Source organism: Fulvivirga imtechensis AK7, assembly GCF_000331535.1.
GTDB classification, from domain to species: domain Bacteria; phylum Bacteroidota; class Bacteroidia; order Cytophagales; family Cyclobacteriaceae; genus Fulvivirga; species Fulvivirga imtechensis.
This window is the reverse complement of the sequence record NZ_AMZN01000006.1, coordinates 126,062-146,142: the sequence shown is the minus strand read 5'-3', so window position 1 is coordinate 146,142 and position 20,081 is coordinate 126,062. Positions and strand designations below refer to the sequence as shown.

The 20,081-nt window shown below is 42.3% G+C and carries 19 protein-coding genes, 1 tRNA gene and 1 riboswitch; of the genes, 10 read left to right on the top strand and 10 right to left on the bottom strand.

Annotated features, from left to right (window positions below; translation table 11 throughout):
- Positions 1–25: 25 nt before the first annotated feature.
- The 4 genes from C900_RS02460 to C900_RS02445 form a co-directional block, all read right to left on the bottom strand.
- Positions 26–1,774 carry an autotransporter outer membrane beta-barrel domain-containing protein gene (locus C900_RS02460; RefSeq protein ID WP_157493856.1) on the bottom strand — a complete coding sequence of 583 codons (1,749 nt, stop codon included), beginning with the start codon at positions 1,772–1,774 and terminating at the stop codon, positions 26–28.
- Between the two features lie 69 nt (positions 1,775–1,843).
- Positions 1,844–2,482 (bottom strand): hypothetical protein, encoded by a 639-nt coding sequence (locus C900_RS02455; RefSeq protein WP_009577972.1) that lies wholly within the window; start codon positions 2,480–2,482, stop codon positions 1,844–1,846.
- Positions 2,469–3,005, bottom strand: a complete 537-nt coding sequence (locus C900_RS02450; protein WP_085950821.1) for an OmpH/Skp family outer membrane protein — start codon at positions 3,003–3,005, stop codon at positions 2,469–2,471. Before C900_RS02450 ends, C900_RS02455 begins: the two co-directional genes overlap by 14 nt.
- 666 nt (positions 3,006–3,671) lie before the next feature.
- Positions 3,672–4,127 carry a hypothetical protein gene (locus tag C900_RS02445; protein ID WP_040495296.1) on the bottom strand — a complete coding sequence of 152 codons (456 nt, stop codon included), beginning with the start codon at positions 4,125–4,127 and terminating at the stop codon, positions 3,672–3,674.
- Between the two features lie 353 nt (positions 4,128–4,480).
- Here C900_RS02445 and C900_RS02440 point away from each other — a divergent pair, with 353 nt between their 5' ends.
- From C900_RS02440 to C900_RS02430, 3 genes are all read left to right on the top strand, one after another.
- Positions 4,481–5,299 carry a sulfite exporter TauE/SafE family protein gene (locus tag C900_RS02440; RefSeq protein ID WP_009577969.1) on the top strand — a complete coding sequence of 273 codons (819 nt, stop codon included), beginning with the start codon at positions 4,481–4,483 and terminating at the stop codon, positions 5,297–5,299.
- Positions 5,300–5,393: 94 nt separating this feature from the next.
- A complete protein-coding gene (locus C900_RS02435; protein WP_009577968.1) occupies positions 5,394–6,749 on the top strand; it encodes an MBL fold metallo-hydrolase in 1,356 nt (451 codons plus the stop codon).
- A gap of 91 nt (positions 6,750–6,840) precedes the next feature.
- Positions 6,841–7,182, top strand: a complete 342-nt coding sequence (locus tag C900_RS02430; protein WP_342662384.1) for a rhodanese-like domain-containing protein — start codon at positions 6,841–6,843, stop codon at positions 7,180–7,182.
- Positions 7,183–7,356: 174 nt separating this feature from the next.
- Here the strand turns inward: C900_RS02430 and trxB are convergent, their stop codons facing one another.
- The 6 genes from trxB to C900_RS02400 all read right to left on the bottom strand — a co-directional run bounded on the left by trxB (position 7,357) and on the right by C900_RS02400 (position 14,291).
- Positions 7,357–8,304, bottom strand: a complete 948-nt coding sequence (gene trxB / locus C900_RS02425) for a thioredoxin-disulfide reductase (RefSeq protein ID WP_009577966.1) — start codon at positions 8,302–8,304, stop codon at positions 7,357–7,359.
- A 135-nt stretch (positions 8,305–8,439) separates the two neighbouring features.
- Positions 8,440–9,303 carry a sigma-70 family RNA polymerase sigma factor gene (locus C900_RS02420; RefSeq protein WP_009577965.1) on the bottom strand — a complete coding sequence of 288 codons (864 nt, stop codon included), beginning with the start codon at positions 9,301–9,303 and terminating at the stop codon, positions 8,440–8,442.
- Between the two features lie 89 nt (positions 9,304–9,392).
- Positions 9,393–11,540 carry a polyribonucleotide nucleotidyltransferase gene (gene pnp / locus C900_RS02415; RefSeq protein ID WP_009577964.1) on the bottom strand — a complete coding sequence of 716 codons (2,148 nt, stop codon included), beginning with the start codon at positions 11,538–11,540 and terminating at the stop codon, positions 9,393–9,395.
- 98 nt (positions 11,541–11,638) lie between these two features.
- A complete protein-coding gene (gene rpsO, locus C900_RS02410) occupies positions 11,639–11,914 on the bottom strand; it encodes a 30S ribosomal protein S15 (RefSeq protein WP_009577963.1) in 276 nt (91 codons plus the stop codon).
- Between the two features lie 73 nt (positions 11,915–11,987).
- Positions 11,988–13,841, bottom strand: coding sequence for an LptF/LptG family permease (locus tag C900_RS02405; RefSeq protein WP_009577962.1), 1,854 nt, complete (start codon positions 13,839–13,841; stop codon positions 11,988–11,990).
- A 54-nt stretch (positions 13,842–13,895) separates the two neighbouring features.
- Positions 13,896–14,291 (bottom strand): START-like domain-containing protein, encoded by a 396-nt coding sequence (locus tag C900_RS02400; protein WP_040495295.1) that lies wholly within the window; start codon positions 14,289–14,291, stop codon positions 13,896–13,898.
- A 176-nt stretch (positions 14,292–14,467) separates the two neighbouring features.
- Between C900_RS02400 and C900_RS02395 the strand changes: the two genes are divergently transcribed.
- The 7 genes from C900_RS02395 (at position 14,468) to pstC (ending at position 20,079) form a co-directional block, all read left to right on the top strand.
- Positions 14,468–14,541 (top strand) — tRNA-Met (locus C900_RS02395).
- Positions 14,542–14,732: 191 nt separating this feature from the next.
- Positions 14,733–14,924 (top strand): hypothetical protein, encoded by a 192-nt coding sequence (locus tag C900_RS02390; protein WP_009577960.1) that lies wholly within the window; start codon positions 14,733–14,735, stop codon positions 14,922–14,924.
- 292 nt (positions 14,925–15,216) lie between these two features.
- Complete coding sequence (locus C900_RS02385) at positions 15,217–15,756, top strand: sigma-54-dependent transcriptional regulator (RefSeq protein WP_009577959.1); 540 nt, start codon at positions 15,217–15,219, stop codon at positions 15,754–15,756.
- A 17-nt stretch (positions 15,757–15,773) separates the two neighbouring features.
- Positions 15,774–16,220 carry an RrF2 family transcriptional regulator gene (locus C900_RS02380; RefSeq protein WP_009577958.1) on the top strand — a complete coding sequence of 149 codons (447 nt, stop codon included), beginning with the start codon at positions 15,774–15,776 and terminating at the stop codon, positions 16,218–16,220.
- A gap of 132 nt (positions 16,221–16,352) precedes the next feature.
- Positions 16,353–16,465, top strand: a riboswitch (SAM riboswitch).
- 161 nt (positions 16,466–16,626) lie between these two features.
- The gene (locus tag C900_RS02375; protein ID WP_009577957.1) at positions 16,627–18,111 is read left to right on the top strand and encodes an alginate export family protein; all 1,485 of its coding nucleotides are present in this window, start codon (positions 16,627–16,629) and stop codon (positions 18,109–18,111) included.
- Positions 18,112–18,187: 76 nt separating this feature from the next.
- A complete protein-coding gene (locus C900_RS02370) occupies positions 18,188–19,183 on the top strand; it encodes a PstS family phosphate ABC transporter substrate-binding protein (protein ID WP_009577956.1) in 996 nt (331 codons plus the stop codon).
- A gap of 2 nt (positions 19,184–19,185) precedes the next feature.
- Positions 19,186–20,079, top strand: a complete 894-nt coding sequence (gene pstC / locus C900_RS02365; RefSeq protein ID WP_009577955.1) for a phosphate ABC transporter permease subunit PstC — start codon at positions 19,186–19,188, stop codon at positions 20,077–20,079.
- Positions 20,080–20,081: the final 2 nt, after the last annotated feature.

Here is a 20,081-nt window from a genome sequence, read left to right as displayed (position 1 = left end):
AATATGATTGAATTCATTACCGGAACTAGTCGAGCTTCTTCTTCAGGACTTCCACTTCTGCTTTCAGCTTCTCGTTCTCCTTTTTGATCTCAATCATATAAAGGGTCAATTCTTCTATTTTTTGAAGCAGCCTGGCATCCATAGCGCCAAGGTCAATTCCTGAACCTTCCACTTCCTGTGCAGAGGGGACTTCAGGTAAATGCTTGTTTTCTTTGATAAATGCTTCTACTTCTTCAAGGGGACGCAGGTTATAATCTTCTTCAAAAACGAAGTCGGACCACTGAGAAGAAGGGTATACTTTTATATCATCACTGGCTCTTATCTTTCCGTTAACGGAGAGTTTGTATCCATCGATAAGCTCTGTGCCAATACCTACGCTCCCGCCTACGAACATGTCTTCACCGAAACGGATCTCTCCATTCTGAGCGCCCAGATCCAGGTTGGCTACTTCCAAATCCTGTACAATGAGCTTTACCGCCGTTATGTTGCCCTCAAACTTGCCATCACCGGCAACATGCAGGGTGGCTTCGGGTGTAGCCACTCCTATACCCAGTGCGTTGCCAAGTGTAAGGCCGTTTTTCAGCTCCAGTGTGTTGAGCACTGTCAGATCTCGGGTAGTTACTTTACCTGTAAAATCAGATGTCCCGGTTACGCTAAGATTCTTTGCCAGGTTTACATTACCGGAAAAGCTACCCTGGCTCACTGAAAGCGCTGCTCCTGTAATATTGCCCGTTGCTTTGATGTTACCGGCTACATGTAGTTTTTCTGTTGGTGAGGTAATTCCTATACCAACATTGCCATTAACCAGCGTATTGCCCCCTACAGATAATTGATTATTAATCGTTCCATTTTCCAATATCAACTCTTCACTTTCCAGCGTATTCGCAAAAAGGGTGTTACTCACTTTTACATTTCCGTTCACATCAAGCCTTTCCGTAGGCGCTGCTACTCCCAACCCTGTATTTCCACTAATTACAGTATTGCCTCCCACAGAAAGGTTATTGCTGAGAGCTCCATCCTGAAAACTGTATGAAGTACCTTCTGCCGTTTCTGTGAAAATACCATTGCTGACTTTCATGTTCCCGCTGATCTCGAGACGCTCTGTCGGGTTAGCTACACCAAGACCTGTAAGGCCTTCTACATTAAAATTTTGCTTCACCAGCAGGTTTTGGTTGTAAGTGCCATTTTCGCCAGTGAAAGTGTTTACATCCAGTGTGTTGCTATAGATGCCATCGCTGACTTTGAGATTGCCGCTGATTTCCAGACGCTCTGTAGGATTGGCAACACCAAGACCAGTTAGACCATCTACATTCAGGTTTTGTCTAATCAACAGGTTCTGATTGAACGTTCCGTTCTCCCCTGTGAAGGTATTTACATCAAGTGTGTTGCTGAATATGCCATCGCTAACCTTCAGGTTCCCGCTGATCTCCAGGCGTTCGACAGGATTCGCTACTCCTATACCGACATTACCATTGACGAACAGGTTCCTTCCAATACTGGCATCTTCAGATACAGTAATATTTACTGCTTTTAGGCCAACAACATCAATGTCATTAACAAAAAGCGTGTTGCTCACCCTGACATTCCCAATTACTTCCAGCCTTTCCGAAGGGGTAAGTGTATTAATACCAATGTTTCCGTGGGGAAGCAGCAGGTTAACTCTCCCATTGTCTTCATTCCCATTGGAGTTGGGATTTTTGCCGTTCTTTTGAGCATAGGTTGCAGCCGACAATAACAGCAGCAACATCAAAACAATTGATGTAAACTTGTTCATAGTGATTTGTTTTTCATTTCCGCCAACAGGCATAATACAATATGGTAGTCTCAAAAAAATGAGACCGGCTTATTTTTCTTTAAAATTTATTTTTGGTACTGTTTCAATATCTTCAATCCGAAACCTGAAATTCTGGTTGCCAACTCCCAGTCCAAACTCCTTTAAGTTCAACTGCAACCACTCTTTGCCAATAGATTTTTCTCTGTTGAATGCAAACATCAGGTTGGTTGCCCCTCCCATTCCATACGTCCGGGGAAATATGTAATCTCCTACATGTATGGTATCTTGTGCTGATGTAGTTAGATTGACGTATTCATGCATTCTGAAAGAAAGTCTCTGCACCAATTCGCTGAACTGGCCGAATCCCTGTCCTGTCTGATAGTGCGCCTCTTTGTTATCCCTGGACAAGCTCAGAATGAAGTAATAGTGATCGCTGTACTTTTGTCTCAACCGCTCCAATTCTTCCTTCTCCACTTCTGTCTCACCACCTGTTTCCTGGGCTATGAGAAGGTCGGCCGGTCGGAAGGTCACTTTTACGCTGTAATCCTTATAGCTTATTTCCTTCGTCAGTTCATTGTCCGGGTCCAGCACATAGCTTTTAAGCCCTTCTTCACTTAAATACGTGGGCTTGCAGCCAAGCGTGAACAGAAGAGATCCTGCTATCAGCACAGCGAAATTTCCGTATGAAAGAATTTTACTGCCCTGCATAGCTTTTATTTAACCCCTCAAGTACCTGTGCTGTGATATCCAATCCTTCTTCAGCATAGGCTATATTGCCATATTCGGTGGCGGCAAGTATAATCCTGTATCCATGTTCTTTGCCATACTGTTGGATGTAAGCATTTACCTGATCCAATACCTGAGCAGTCATTTGTGCATCCTCCTGGCCTGCCTTTTCATTCATGGCCCGCTGATAATCGCTTAACTGTTTTTGTTTAGTTCTTATCAGTTCTTTGGAAAGTTCTTTTTCCCTGGCGGTCATTCCGGCACTCTCGCGCTCATAGTCCTGAATGGCGCTTTGGACCTCCTGCGCCAGGGTGTCAATATTAGCTTTCCAAACTGAAGATTTTTGCTGAAATTCTTTTCTTGCCTCAACCATTCCCTGGTAGCCGTTGATGAGTTTTGCAGAATCTACATAGGCAACTTTCTGTTGAGAAAAATGGAAGTAATAAAGGGTAGCTGTGGCCAAAAATAAGAGGCCGAAAAGAACCAACTGAATAGACTTAGACATAAATTCCAAATTGATAAAGTTTCAAACATAACAGGCTCAAAACTTTATTAAAAATTAAAAAGCATGGTTTGCTTACATTAAATATCTGAATAATTCATGTAATTATATTGGCAATACTACTACCTAAAAGCCCCAAAAGCCTATTTAATTATTTATTTTCAACAAAACATTACATAAACTATTATAACTTTTTTTTGAACAACTCATAAAATAAGTCTCAACCTACTCAATTCTCCCACACATATTTCACCATATTGAATGGATTTATTACATACTTACCTTCCTACACACACTTGATCTTTAATCTCTCCAATCCCGCTTCTCCATACTACTAAGTTAAATCAACAGGCTCAAATTTCAGTGCCCCGGCATTTGTACCGTATTCATGCTATCTTGGGGCCGTCCTTGTGCCAGCCATGGGTTAATCAGTTGGTTTCCATTTATCGGGCAAGACATCAGTCAATAACGCGGGTAATTCTTTGAAGGCATTGAAAGAATTTGCGATCTCTGTTTCCTCAGTTTCTTCTGTGGTAATGCTGGCGTAATGTCATTATCCACAAAATCAACTGAAGTTGTTGGATGCCTCCCCGAGGGCAAGTTAGGCACGTTCGGAACAGACAGGATGACCGCCTATTTTTAAGCATTTTATATCGAACTCGCCTTAATTTAACGTTTTTCGTATCTTAATTTGGTGTCCACTGAGTCAGCAAGTCTATCAACTAGTCTGAATGGTCCACCAATAATTATTTTTGCGTCCGTTTGCCTTACTGAAATTAGCTCCGTCCCAAACCAATTACTGAATAGTCGATTATAGTTTTTCAATGATTCTAATGTCGTCTCATTTTCATTGCTATCCTTAACATTAAGTCCATTTTCAGAAAGAAATTGTAATGTCCATTGCTTTACTTTTTCCTGGTCATTTGTGTCGGAAATAACAAGTTGAAACTTCCTTGTCCCAAAGGTTAAACCAATTGCAACACCAACTGGCAACAACCACCATCCGTAAAGCTTTAATTCAAATGGATTAGGGGAAGTGAAAATATAAAACATTATCCCAAGTGCAAAAAATGCAACGACTTGTAGAGTCAGGTATTTTATAAAGGTGCCAAGTTTAGGTTTCAAGAATGTTTCTCCAATTTCACAGTATTACAAATGCCTTTATATACTTAAAAAACACCTCGCGCCACCACACACGCCACCCAAAGGTTTCTTGGTGAAAACACCACAAAGGGGTGGCACAGGGCCAAGCTCAAGCGGGAAGCGGGAAGCTGGTGTATGGCCCACCTCTTCTCTCTAAAAATGAGCACTAAGAACTCAAAACGGTTAGTGCCTGAAAACAGTGAACTCAGAACAGTGAACTCAGAACAGTGAACTCAGAACTGCGAGCCGCAACGTAACAAAAGTTACGCACTCCCCTACCGAAGCCACCTACCTTTGCATTGTACATTTTAGAAACATTTACAAACAGAAACAAAATGACCATAATAGAAATAGCAGGATTCGTTGGAGCTGCAGCCATTGGCGTATCGTTGGGATTGATCGGTGGCGGTGGTTCAATACTTACTGTGCCGGTGTTGGTTTACCTCATGGGCGTGGAACCCGTACTGGCCACAGCTTACTCATTATTTATCGTAGGATTTAGCGCCTTGATCGGGGGTATCAATTATGCCCGAAAAGGACTGGTGAGCTATAAAACGGGGATTGTATTTACCATACCCGCGTTTATAGCCGTTTATCTTACCCGTTTGTTACTTGTGCCAGCTTTGCCCGAAACATGGCTTACATTGGGCAATTTTGCCCTGACAAAGGATACAGGGATCTTATTGCTCTTTGCTTTCCTGATGGTTTTTGCTTCGGTATCTATGATCCGAAACAAAAAAGGTAATGTTATTTCAACAGCAGAGGAAGAAGATAAACCATTGAAATTCAACTACCCGATGATCATTGTGGAAGGTCTGGTAGTAGGTACGCTTACCGGCCTTGTAGGTGCCGGAGGTGGCTTCCTGATCATTCCTGCGCTCGTACTGTTTGCCAAACTCCCCATGAAAATGGCTATAGGCACTTCACTGCTCATTATTGCCGTGAAATCACTCATCGGCTTCATTGGCGATGTACAGGCTGGTGAACCGATCAACTGGGCATTTCTGGGGATATTTTCCGCAATAGCCATTGTAGGAATCTTCCTGGGCACTTTTCTGGCGCACTCTATTGACGGACGAAAGCTCAAAACGGGTTTTGGCTGGTTTGTGTTGGTAATGGGTAGCTTTATGATCGTGAAAGAACTCTTCCTATAGTGTAACATTTGTTACGCCAAACCGCCGGTTGAGGTGTTAATTTTGTAGTAAAAATAATTAAAGTGATTATTAAGTTTTAAATCTGAATTGAATTATGAAAGTTGAACAAATATATGATAAGGCACTCGCACATGGTTCTTATGCCATTGAAAGCGATGGAAAAGTAGCGTTGGTTGATCCGGGAAGAGACCCGCAACCTTATCTTGACTTTGCAAAAAAACACAATGGCAAGATCGTAGCAGTGTTTGAAACACACCCACATGCAGACTTTGCCAGCAGCCACCTGGAGTTTCAAAAGAAATTTGGCGCTGACATTTATGTCAACCCAAAGGTAGGTGTCTCTTATGAGTACAAACCAATGGAGCATAACGATGAGGTAAAGATCGGGCAGGTGACCGTCCGGGCTTTATTTACCCCGGGCCACTCGCCTGACCATAATTCTTACCTTCTACTTGACGAGAAAGGGAAAGAAAGCGCAGTTTTCACAGGAGACTCTCTGTTTGTGGGTGATGTAGGAAGGCCAGACTTACGTGAAGGTGCCGGAAACATCAAGGTGAACAAGAAAGAGCTGGCTGGAATGATGTTCGAAACCCTTCAAACTGTCTTTGACAAGCTTGATGAAGATGTAGTGGTTTACCCGGCTCACGGTGCAGGGTCTTTGTGTGGTAAAAATATGAGCGATGACCTATACAGCACTATTGGTAGAGAAAAGAAGGAAAACTGGGCATTTCAGTTGAAAGAGAAAGATCAGTTTATTGCGAGCTACCTGGAAGGACAGGCGTTTATACCAAAATACTTCCCTTACGATGTGGAGCTGAACAGAAAAGGTGCAGAATCAATGGAAGAGAGTATCAAAAAGGTACAATACACCGAAGGAGCTGATAAAATTGAGGGAGGCGCGCTTGTAATTGATGTTCGCGATCAAAGCAAATTCAAGGGAGGACACCTGAAAGGAGCGATCAACATTCAAAATAATGAGAATGACAAGTTTGAAACCTGGTTGGGATCCATTGTTGGTCCTGACGAAAAATTCTACCTGGTAGCTGATAACAGAGAAGAGTTGGACAGAGGCGTAAAGCGTGCGGCTAAGATCGGTTATGAAGCCAACATCAGAGCTGCAGTAATCGTGGCCGGTGAAAAACCGGTAACGGAAAGCGCTTTGGACTTGCAGGATTTCAGACAAAACCCGGCTAAATACACTATAGTAGATATCAGGAATACCTCTGAAGTGGCGGGTGGCAAGTTTTTCGAGAATGCGGTTAATATACCACTTCCTGAACTGAGAGAACGGGCTGCCGAGGTAAATGCTGACAAGCCTGTGGTGGTACATTGTGCCGGAGGTTACAGGTCTGCTGCGGGTGCAAGTATACTTGCTCAAAAACTCAATACCCAGGTGTATGATTTGAGCGAAGCAATAAAAGAGTTCAATACAAAAGAAGCATTGGTGTAAGACTGGTTGCTTCTGGTCACTGGTTGCTGGTTACTAGCAAATTACCAGTGACCAATGACAAATGGCCAATAACTGATAAATAAGGAAAAAGATGATGTTTGGATTTGGAAAGAAGACGAGTAAATATGAAAACATTGATGCCGGGGAATTCCAGGAATTGATGAAAGATAAAGATGTGGTGGTACTGGATGTGAGGACTCCTGCAGAGAAAGCAGAGGGCACGATACCAGGTTATAAGATGATCAACCTGATGTCACCGGATTTTGCAAATCAGGTGTCGCAGCTTGATAAATCGAAAAAGTATCTGGTGTACTGTAGAAGCGGAAACAGAAGCCGACAGGCATGCCAGATCATGGCGGGTATGGGTTTTGAAAACCTCTACAACCTGGTGGGCGGCATAGGTGCATGGAATAGCATGAAACGCTACGCATAATGTTAATAGTTTAGTTTTTACGCCCCTTGTTTCGAAAGAGACAGGGGGTTATTTATTTTTTACAGATACTGATTACCTATTACTAATTACCGACCACAGATCACCGACTCACCGAAAAACAAAGAAGGCCGGTAATGCTAACTACCGGCCTTCTTTGTTTTATGTCACTTTCAACTAAACCGTATGGATCTCCTTCGCCTGAAGGAATCTTTCTGCGTCTAGCGCTCCCATACAGCCGGTACCTGCTGCTGTTACAGCTTGTCTGTAGACTTTATCCGCGGCATCGCCAGTGGCAAATACCCCTTGTATATTGGTTTTGGAAGAACCCGGCTGTACTTTCAGGTAGCCTGTCTCGTCCATTTCCAGGTAATCTTTAAAAATATCGGTATTTGGCTGATGGCCAATAGCTACGAAGAAGCCCTTAATATCAATATCTTTCTTTTCACCGGTAATATTATTAACCACTCTCATTCCAGTCACTTCCTCTTCATTGCCGAGGATCTCTTCAGTTTCAGTATTCCACAGAATCTCAATGTTTGGAGTGTTTTTCACCCTGTTCTGCATGATCTGCGAAGCCCTCATTTCATCTCTGCGTACCAGAAGATAAACCTTCGGACAAAGATTGGCCAGATAAGTAGCCTCTTCTGCCGCTGTATCTCCACCACCAACAACGGCTACCTCTTTACCCTTGTAAAAGAAGCCATCACAAACCGCACAGGCAGACACCCCTTTGTTATAATATTTTTCCTCCGAAGCCAGTCCAAGATATTTGGCGCTGGCGCCTGTGGCTATAATGACCGATTCGGCTATGATCTCATACTTATCATCGATAATCACTTTATGAGGATATCCTGAAAAATCTACTGCCGTTGCCATTCCGTATCGGATATCCGTACCAAAACGTTCCGCCTGCTTCTGAAAATCCACCATCATCTGAGGGCCATTGATGCCGTCAGGATAGCCCGGATAGTTTTCAACATCATTTGTGGTGGTTAGTTGTCCGCCTGGCTGACCTCCGGTTACCATTATCGGGTTCAAACCCGCTCTGGAAGCATAGATGGCAGCAGTATATCCGGCAGGACCGGAACCAATGATCAGTACTTTAGCATTTTCTTTTGTCATTATTTCTTCTAAAATTTTATTACAATCAAAAATTGTTTTATATCGTCTCAATTCATGTCAGTTATACTGCAAAACTAAAAAAAATAGGTCTCAAGTTTCCCCGAGACCTAATCAATTTTACCTATGTCTTCATAACTATCCTAAATAGGGCTTCAACGCCTTGCTTCGGGATGTATGCCTTAGTCTTCTGATAGCTTTTTCCTTGATTTGTCTTACACGTTCCCTGGTGAGATTAAACTTCTCTCCAATCTCTTCCAACGTCATTGAGTGTTCTCCATTCAATCCGAAGTAAAGTGATATTACATCTGCTTCACGTTGAGTAAGCGTAGATAATGCTCTCTGCACCTCTCTCCTCAGTGAGTCATTCATCAACTCTGAATCAGGAGTCTCCTCAAGGTCGTTTTCCAGAACATCGAGCAAACTATTTTCTTCTCCCTGTACAAAGGGTGCATCCATAGAAACATGCCGACCTGAGATCTTCATAGTATCCACCACTTCAGCGGTAGTTACTTCCAAAACCTCAGCTAGCTCGTCAGGAGATGGCTCGCGTTCATACTTCTGCTCCAATTCTGAAAATGTCTTGGAGATCTTGTTGAGCGACCCTACCCTGTTCAGCGGCAACCTCACAATACGAGATTGCTCAGCAAGAGCCTGAAGTATAGATTGCCTGATCCACCAAACCGCGTAGGAAATAAATTTAAATCCCCTGGTTTCGTCAAACCTCTGAGCAGCTTTGATCAAACCCAGATTACCCTCGTTGATCAGATCACCGAGCGATAACCCCTGGTTTTGATATTGTTTAGCAACAGATACTACGAAGCGCAAGTTTGCTTTGGTCAGCTTTTCCAGTGCCAATTGGTCACCTTCTTTTATCCTCTGCGCCAGTTCTACTTCTTCATCCGGTGTTAGTAGATCAACCTTACCAATTTCTTGCAGATATTTGTCCAGAGATTGGCTCTCCCTGTTCGTAATCTGCTTGCTAATCTTAAGCTGTCTCATTCAAGTTGTGTCTGTTAAATTTACTTTTGACCATTAGGCAAACACCAATTTTATAAAATAAAGTTCCAAATGAAAAATGAGAAGCCAAATTAATTACTGCTTTCCTCCTTTTTTTCAGTTTTTCGTTCGGGCTTTGGCAATAGTACCTTTCTGGACAGTCTAAATTTACCAGTTTTCTTGTCAATGTCTACTAATTTCACTTTTACTTCTTCACCAACTTCGAGCACGCCTTCCATATTCTCCAATCTCTCCCATTTGATCTCAGAAATGTGAAGCAGTCCATCTTTACCAGGCATAAATTCAATAAATGCTCCGAAAGGCATGATGGATTTTACCTTACCATCATAGACCTCGCCAATCTCCGGCATAGCTACAATTGCCTTTATGCGCTTCAGCGCCTCATTCATAGAATCTTTGTTCACGGCAAATACAGAAACAACACCTTTATTCTGCACCTCTTCGATCACGATTGTAGCGCCTGTTTCTTTCTGGATCTCCTGTATCACCTTACCACCTGGTCCGATCACAGCTCCGATCATATCCTTATCAATGGTCATCACTTCTGATCTAGGTGCGGTAGGTTTCAGGTCAGGATTAGGCTCAGACATGGTCTTCTTCATTTCGTTCAGGATGTGAAGTCTTCCCAGTCTTGCCTGCTCAAGGGCCTGCTTTAGCACATCGTAAGACAATCCGTCTACTTTGATGTCCATCTGAGTGGCTGTAATACCCTTTTCAGTACCTGTTACTTTAAAATCCATATCACCGAGGTGATCTTCATCTCCGAGGATATCGGAAAGAATAGCATATTTTCCTGTCTTGCTATCCGAGATCATACCCATGGCAATACCAGACACCGGTGATGATATTTGGATACCCGCATCCATAAGCGCCAGTGCACCGGCACAAACAGTAGCCATTGAAGAAGAACCGTTAGACTCCAAAATATCCGATACTATCCTGATCGTGTATGGATTCTCTGTGGGAAGCACCTGCTTCAGTGATCTCCAGGCCAGGTTACCATGTCCTACCTCTCTCCTGCCGGGACCTCTGTTAGGCCTTACCTCACCAGTTGAAAAACCAGGAAAGTTATAATGTAGCATAAATTTGTTTGAACCCTCGAACATAGCTCCGTCAATAAGCTGCTCGTCCATTTTAGTGCCGAGTGTAACGGTAGCCAGCGCTTGCGTTTCACCACGGGTAAAAACTGCTGATCCGTGTGTTGATGGTAAATAGTTTACCTCCGACCAAATAGGTCTCACTTGATCAAGCGCCCTTCCGTCCAGCCTTTTCTTTTCCTCCAGCACAAGATTACGCGCTGCTTCTTTCTGGATAGACTTGAAATACCTGGCAAACATGGCTTCATCCAGTTCAGCATCTTCAGGTATAGTGGCAAGGAAATCTTCTTTTAGCTTTTTGAACCCTTCGGAACGCTCATTTTTAGAGCCCTGGCTTTTGGCAATGGCATAAGCCTTGTCGTAAAGCTCCTTGTGCATTCTTGCTTTTAATTCTTCATCGTCTGTTTCGTGGCTGTATTCTCTTTTTTGTGTTTTACCTACAGCCTCCTGCAGTTCGAGCTGCACCTGGCACTGTACTTTTATAGCTTCATGAGCTACCTTGATGGCCTCCAGCATATCATCTTCCGAAACTTCTTTCATCTCTCCTTCTACCATCAGTATGTTGTCCATAGTAGCGGCTACGATCAGGTCGAGGTCAGATTCTTTATTTTGGCTCAAAGTAGGGTTCACCACATATTCACCGTTGATGCGTGAAACACGCACTTCGGAGATAGGCCCGTTAAATGGTATGTCGGATACTGATAGTGCAGCAGAAGCAGCCAATGCTGCCAGTGCATCAGGCAAAGCCTCTTCATCAGCAGAAATTAATGAGATAGTAATTTGTGTATCGGCATGGTAGTCGTCATTGAACATCGGACGGATAGCTCTGTCCACCAAACGGCTGATCAATACTTCGTAATCGGATAATTTTCCTTCTCTCTTCAGGAAACCACCCGGTATTTTTCCTCCTGAAGCAAATTTTTCCTGATAATCAACGGATAGAGGTAAAAAGTCTACCCCTTCTTTGGCTTCCGGAGTAGAAACTACAGTGGCAAGTATCATTGTATTGCCCATTCTAACAACCACAGATCCATCGGCTTGTTTCGCCAATTTGCCGGTCTCTATGGTGATGGTTCTCCCATCAGGTAAATTAATAGCTTTGGTTATTACGTTAAGTTGCATATTGTCAATTTGTATTTAAAAAAAATCCTAGCGTGGGGCGCCTGAATCAGGAAAGGTATCAAAGGCAGAAAAGGGAATCCGTGGATTCCCTTTTTTGATTATTTTCTTAAATTCAATTCTGCGATAATCGCCCTGTATCTTTCGATATCTGATTTGTGCAAGAAGTTTAATAACTTTCTCCTTTTACCCACAAGCTTTAAAAGCCCCTGCTGAGTGGAGTAGTCTTTCTTGTTCTTCTTCATGTGCTCAGTGAGGTGATTGATCCTGTAGGTAAAAAGTGCAATTTGGGACTCAGGAGATCCTGTATCCTGCTTTGACTTTAACCGGCCATGATTTTCAAACAACTCCTGTTTCTTCTCGGTGTGTAAATACATGCTTAGTTAAAATGTTAATGTTTTAAATAAATAAAGCGCAAAGGTATTAAGCCACTCGATAATTACCAAACAATTAATTACTATCTTCTGTTCTTTTTTTTCGCTTCCCAAACCAACTTTTAAATCTGTCCGCCATCACGTTGTAGAAATCGGAATCAAACAGCCGGGCGTCATTACGGGCCTGTCTTAAAAATATGAGTCCAACAGGCAACAAAATAGCGTTGGCTGCCCATATACCAACCATAGGATCTATCATGTCCTGTTTGGCCCATTTCTCACCAGTCATACTGATCACATAAAAGATAATGAAGAAGATAATGGATACCAGCACCGGCACTCCAAGCCCTCCCCTTTTGATAATGGCCCCAAGTGGCGCTCCTATCAGGAACATAATGATGCAGGCAAGGGAATTAGCCAGGATCTTATGCCACTGTATTTCAAATACATTTTTCTCGTAGTTCAGCCTTTCTATTCTGGTATTGCTGGTTTGCAGCTTACTTTTACCCTGCCGTACCATATTTAATGAAGACTGTAATACACGGTCAAGCTTTTCATTGTCAGCCATCAGCTCCTCCACTACATCCCCTGTGGTTTTTACTGAATCAGCCTTAGCGAGTTCTCCTTCTTTAGGAATAATTTGTGGTTTCTGCTCCCTGATCGCTTTACCGTCCTTGATTTCACCGGTAATATTTGATTCAGGTCTTAACTTACTGGCCTTGGCAGGAGCCTTTTGCTGTTTATTATTTTCATTAGCCGCCTTTCTTTTGGCTTTGTTCTCAGCCTCCTCTGCTTTCTTCTGCTCCTCATACTCCCTCTTCTCCTTTATATCGGTTGTTTCCTGGGGCTTTCCTTCCGCACCTTTTTTGTTATATTTCTCACTATAGCTTGCTCTGTTTATACTATCCTGACGATCTGCTTTTTCCCTTTTTATACGCTCCTCCTCCGCTCTTATAGAATCGTTATACACCTTAAACCTTCTGAGGTTTTCAGGCATTAGCACAGAGTCTTCTCTGAGGTGAAAGTAAAATGCATAAGGCACATCGGCATACACCTGTAATTTCTTTTCCATTATATCACGCCTCACAGAATCCACATCACCCTTCAGTTGCCTCAGGTTACGCATTATCCTGTTGCCTTTAAACAGGTCCTTATCTGTTCTGTCGAGGTCAAAAGAAGACAAGTCGAGCACAAATTCGCTACGTGAAAATTTGGCTCTGCGAAAGGTATCATTTTTGCCGGCCTTATTGGAAGACGTTGCTTTTGAAGCAGCCGAGCCCTCGGCATAGCTATGGCCGTTAAATAGTTCCAGCTTCAGGTACCTGTCGTTGTGGATGGTATACATGGCACCGGAATCAGCAAGGGTAACATTCTTGTTGCCACTCTGATTGCGATGATCGTAGATAATCACATCTTCAATGGTCTGTCCATCGGCATGTTTTTTATTCACCTTAATACTAAACTCCGGAATGCCATTATAAAAAGTCCCTTCTTTCAAATCCAGCGCGGGTTTTTTCTGCTTGATATCGTATAGCAAGCTATAGGCCTCAAGAGCAGCTTTGGGCACAAAATAATTGTTGGAATAAAAAGCCAGCACAGTAAGGGCCAGCACAAAAACGAAGATCGGCAGCAAAGCTCGCAACAGTGAAATACCGGCACTTTTGATGGCCGTGAGCTCAAAGTGTTCACCGAGGTTACCAAAGGTCATCAAAGAGGATAACAGCACTGCCAGGGGTATGGCAATGGGTGTCATGAAGATTGCAAAATAGAAGAATAGCTGAGCCAGCACATCCACCCCCAGGTCTTTGCCGACAATATCATCGAAATATTTCAGCATATGCTGGGTAAGCAGAATGAACACCACTACCAGAAATGTCAGGAAAAATGGCCCTAAAAATGAGGACAGTATAAGCTTGTCAATCTTCTTCATTCCAGTACTCGCATCAAAAAGAAAGCCAAAAATAAATAATCCTGATCAGAATTATTACCCTCCCACTGTTTCTTTTAGATTCTCGACTAAACTGTGCCAAAGATCAAACAGTTCCTCATTGTCATCCATGTCCGAATAGTCCGTTATTTTGATAAAAACACTCTGTGTGAGTTCGTTTAGTTCAAGCCTGAGCTCAAAATACGCGGGGTCCTCAGCATCATCTTCAGTTTCCGGAAGAAATTCGAACTTTACATAGTGATTATTACGATGTGATACCATTCTGGCTTTGTGATCCTCTTCATCCCAGATGAAATTAAAAACCTTATCCTCGTTAATGGTAACATCATCAGCCAACCATTGAGACAAACCACTTGCCGTACTCAAATAAGGGTACAACATTTTGGTGGATGCGTTAATTTCAAAGTCCGTTGTAAACAAATGCCTGCTCATATGCACCTCTTTAAGATTTTTTAATATATGGCATTTTTATGAGACGACCAATTTAAATAAAAAATTAAAAACCTTTTGGTAAATAAAAAGCAATGTTTGTAAGTTTGCGCTCCGTTTGACAGTTGAATAGTTCACAGTAACTGAGAACTCAAAACTGCAGACTGAGAACTGAATCTGGCGAGGTAGCTCAGTTGGTTAGAGCGCAGGATTCATAACCCTGAGGTCACGGGTTCAACTCCCGTCCTCGCTACTAGTAAAAAAGACAACTCAGTAAGTTGTCTTTTTTACTGATTTTCAATCATTTACAGTATTTAATAGGTTCGAGAAATTTTCTTTATAATTTGTAATTTCGTCAATATTTCCGTGTTAATTAATTAAAAATCAGTTAATTAGCAATAGTTCAACTCCCCTATCCGGTTTTACATTATTTAATTGTTTACTATGTCCAATGGGAAAAGAAAACATAACGTTACCCCAGACAGAATAAGGGCAAAAAAGGAATTTTCACATCTAACTGAAGATGAGGCATTGGAGATGATCCGTCAGATGGAACGACTTTCAGAAATTGTGTTAAGGCATTTGCTTTCGGAGATGAATAAGTCTGAAGGAGGTAAAACTTCCGAGAGAGAGTAATTCAGACGCCTAACTCTAATGTAAAATCGACCTGGTTGTTTTATTAGTAATAATGGGGTAAAGATCAGCAACAATTCTTGCCGATTCCTGCTCTGGTTATTGAGCTTTCTGCTTTTAAAAATCTCTTCTTTGCAGCACTGTATTTTCTGATCTGCAGATACTATTATACAAGTGCTTTTCAGATTCATACATTTGAGTATTTAACCGAACTCCCCGATAGTTAGCAAACCAAAATGCAAGTTAAATAATCCCACTCTGGTTTCTCTTTTAGTTTTCGGTAACTTTGGTTTCAATGAACAATACCATTCTTATAGTAGATGACGAGAAAGATATCCGCAGTTTGCTGGCCAAGACGCTGGAGTATGAAGGTTATGAAGTACTGGCTGCTGATAAAGCCAGTAACGGGATACGAATACTGCAGGATCAGGCAGTCCATGTTGTGATCTGCGATGTGAAGTTGCCTGATGCTAATGGTGTTGAACTCACGGAAGAGATCAAAGAAATCTCTCCAGAGACGGAAGTGATCTGCCTGACCGCTTACGGTAACATTAAGCATGGTGTGCAGGCTATCAAAAACGGTGCTTTCGATTACCTGGTGAAAGGGGATGATAATAATAGAATTCTTCCATTGGAGAGCAAAGCCCTGGAAAAATCCAAGCTTCAGTTCAGGATCAAAGAATTGGAAAGCCGGGTTAATCAAAAGTATAATTTTGACCAGATCATCGGCAACTCTCCATTTATACAAGAGGCGGTTACGTTGGCCAGGAAAGTAGCTGCCTCGGACCTTTCAACAATAGATAATTTTTTTAAGTCTACACATATAATAGACTAAATGATATATTTGTAATTGTGATATCGAAAAAATCCAAATATGCTCTAAACGCACTGGTTCACCTTGCCAGGCAATATGGAGAAGGACCAATTTTAATTAGTACCATTGCAGAAGAGGAAAATATTCCGCAGAAGTTTCTGGAAACCATATTGCTTGACCTGAAAAATTCCGGGATTTTGGGAAGTAAAAAAGGTAAAGGTGGTGGTTATTACCTGCGTAAAAAACCTGAAGAGGTAAATATAGCCCAGGTACTTCGGCTTTTTGATGGAGCCATTGCTTTGCTACCTTGTGTTACTTTCAGGTTTTATGAACGTTGTGAGGAGTGCAAGGATGAAGATACCTGTTCTATAAGGGAAGCCTTTCTGAAGGTACGAAATGAATCTGTTCGAATCTTCAAAAACGAGACTCTAAAAACCCTGGTTGAAAGAGAAAAAGTCCTGCTCAAAAAAAAGAGAAAAAAATAATTGTTCGTTTTCTCGCAGAGAAAGGCATTTTTGGGTTCTTTTTGATTTTTATACTCTATTTAAACTATAGAGTAATAGTACAAATAAAAAATTCTTATTACATTTGCCTTGCCAAGGCAGTTAAGTGACCAAAATTTATAGAGAATAGGTAAGAGAGTAGGCTCTGCGATCCTATGGCAACCTGAAGAGTTTCATAAACTGACAAGGTGCTTCAACCTACCCAAGATCAAAGGGAATTATAAATTAAAAACGATGAAAAAAAGACATGCCTCACATTCGGAAAGTTGTTGTTCCTGATAACTTAATCACAAGCAATTAAAAATTGGTCGGAATCATAGCAATGTGATTTTTATTTTAAACAATTAGTCTATAATTCCGATAGGCTTAATTAACTAAATACAAAACAATGAAGAAAAAAATCATATATACAATTCTGCTATCCGGTACCTCAGGGTTCGTATCGGCTCAAGATATTCCAGCAGATACCACTGCTGAAAAATTAAGTCAACCCTCAAAAACCAGCTACTATATTGAGCCCGGTTCATACGGTACAAAGCGGGAAACCGATCCTCCCTCATACATTAGAGAATTGGGAAAAACAGGAATCAAAGGTGCCGAAAAAATTGATTGGCTTGATGTAGGACTCGATTACAGGGCTCGTTTTGAGGTACGGCATAATGATTTGCGAAGAGAGGTGATCACAACGGATTACCCGCTTCTGCTTCGATCCAGGGCTTATATAGGAATAAAAAACATCATTGATCCTTTTCGTGCGGTAATTGAATTTGAAGATGCGCATCGGGTTAACGGAAAGTTTGCTCCTGATAATCGGGATTTTAACCGGGCAGAATTGATCCAGGCTTACGCAGAACTTCACTTTAAGAATGCACTGGGTAAAGACGATTTGGGCAACTCTCGTGCCTTATTTATTCGTTTCGGACGCCAGGCATTTGAGTTTACAGACAGAAGGTTAATTGGTTTAAATCGCTGGCGTAATACAACCAACAATTTCCTTGGACTGAGAACAACTCTGGGACAAGAAAAAAATGATTGGCAATTGGACTTACTAGCTCTAAGACCTATAAATAGACTGATTGATGAGTTTGACAAAACAGACAATAATCGTGATTTCTGGGCAGTAATCGGGCATTGGAGAAAGTGGTCTGATGCATTAACAATCGAGCCGTATTATCTGGGACTCAAACAACGACCGGCAGCAGCAAACAACAACCGTGAACGTATCATTCATAGCCCTGGTATCCGGTTTTACGGTTGGTTCAATAGCAACCATATAAACTACGACTTTACCTACACACAACAATTTGGGGAAGACAATGGGTTGGACCATAATGCGTATGCTGTTACCGCAGAAGTGGGATACAAGTTCCAGCAGATCAAATCCAAACCCAGAGTGAGTTTGTTCTATGGGCATGTGAGTGGAGATAAAGACCCTAACGATAATGTAAACAATCGTTTTGAGCGCTTCTTTGGTTTTGCCCGGCCCTGGTCATCGGATGATTATGTGATTCCCGAAAATATTATCACTCCAAAACTAAAATTGGAATTTGAACCTGTAAAGGGGGTAAAATTTGATGGTGGATATAGCTTCTATTGGCTGGCAAGCTCCACGGACAGGTTTAACAACCTGCTAGCAGGATCAAATAATCGTGATGTTACAGGTAATAGCGGAACATTTCTGGGCCATGGACTGGATGCAAGAGTAAGATTTGTGCCTACGAAGTTCATTGATGCCAATATTGGATACACGCATTACACAATGGGAGAGTTTGTTCAGAACAGACAAGAGGCAGCACTTAACGAACATGCTACAAGCTCGGATTTCTTTTACATAGAGCTATCCTTCAACGCCTTTGATATGTTCAAAAAGTAACCCAGTTAAATCTATATCCAAATACTATATAAAATCCATAGAGTTAATTAAATAAAAATACTAAATCCTTGAAATCATGAATAGAAAGACTTTATCATTCTCCCTTATTATATCTCTGGCAATTTATGCAGTACTTATCCTGGGAATCAATTCATGTGTATCCGGGTCAAAAGAAAATGCTGCGAAATCAGAAAAAACGGGAGCAATTAACAATGAACAACTGGAAGGCTCTATTTCCATTTCAGGAGCTTTCGCGCTCTATCCATTGGCCAACGTTTGGGCAGAAGAGTTCAGAAAAGAGTACCCTAATATAAGGTTCAACATTTCCGGAGGTGGAGCTGGAAAAGGAATGGCCGATGTTCTGGCCGGAGCTACTGACCTGGGCATGTTTTCCCGTGACATTAAACAGGAAGAAAAAGATCAGGGAGTCTGGTGGGTATCAGTCACGAAGGATGCTGTTATTCCTACGATTAGTGATCAAAATCCGGTATTGGAGCAACTAAAAAAAGAAGGGTTGACGCGAGAGCAACTTGCCAGCTATTTCTTGAAAGAAGAAAAACAGAAATGGAAAAACTCTGCGTATGAAGTAAGTGTCTTTACCCGTTCGGATGCTGCGGGTGCAGCAGCCACCTGGGCCAAATACCTTGGAGGAGCCGAGCAGGAGGATCTGAAAGGAATTGCAGTATATGGCGATCCGGGGCTGGCTGAGGCAGTGAAAAAAGAGCCGAATGCTTTAGGCTTCAATAACGTCATTTATGCCTACGACCTGAAGACAGGTAATAAATATCCCGGACTGGAGGTCATCCCTATCGATGTAAATGAAAATGGAAAGATTGATCCTGAAGAAGATTTCTACGATAACATCGGTGACATCACTACAGCTATAGCCGATGGACGATATCCTTCCCCACCGGCACGGGAACTTTACCTGATATCGAAAGGTGAACCGACTGACCCGGCTGTTAGAGCCTTCTTAAACTGGGTGCTGGACAAAGGGCAGCAGTTCATAGAAGAGAACGGATATATTCTCCTCAGTGAAAAAGTGATTAACGCTCAAAAACAAAAATTATAAACATGACTATCACGAAGCGGCTTTCTCATGAGTACCTTCGAAAAGGTTGGATGCAGGTGGCTCTCGGGATCATCCTGCTCCTGCCTTTTGCAATAGGATTATCACTTTTGTATAAGGCATGGCCGCTATTAGCACCATCGGGACTAATCGATGTGTTATTGGGTAGTGAATGGTCACCTATGCAGGGTAAGTTTGGCCTTTGGCCCTTCATTAGTAGTTCCATAATAGTGTCCCTGATGGGCCTGCTTTTTATGGTGCCGGTTTGTCTGTCTGCTGCGATATTCATTACCCAGTTTGCTCCGGCATGGTTGGCCCGATCTCTACGATCGGTCATTGATATCCTGGCAGGGATTCCTTCCGTCATTTTCGGGCTATGGGGAGTCATGACCATTGTGCCGATCGTTGGAGATTTGGCGACTTCTTACGGAGCGGGAAATGCAACGGGCTATTCCATTCTGGCTGCCGGTATTGTGGTTTCCTTCTCGGTGATGCCTTTTATTCTGAATATGTTGATTGAGCTGTTTGAGTCGGTATCTATCGAACTGAAAGAATCGGCTTTATCTCTTGGAGCAAGCTACTGGCAGGTTATCAAGGATGTAATAGTCAGAAAATTAAAACCGGGAATCATTGCCTCTTTCACACTGGGGGTGAGCAAGGCATTCGGGGAAACCATAGCCGTGCTGATGGTGGTAGGAAATGTGGTACAGGTTCCTAAAGGTTTGTTTTCTGCAGGGTACCCGCTTCCCGCATTACTGGCGAACAATTATGGAGAAATGATGACCATACCCATGTACGATGCAGCACTGATGCTGTCAGCCCTTATACTGCTGATCATCGTCATTTTCTTTAACTACATCGCTCACAAGGTGATCCGCTACTATCACGCAAGAATCTAAAC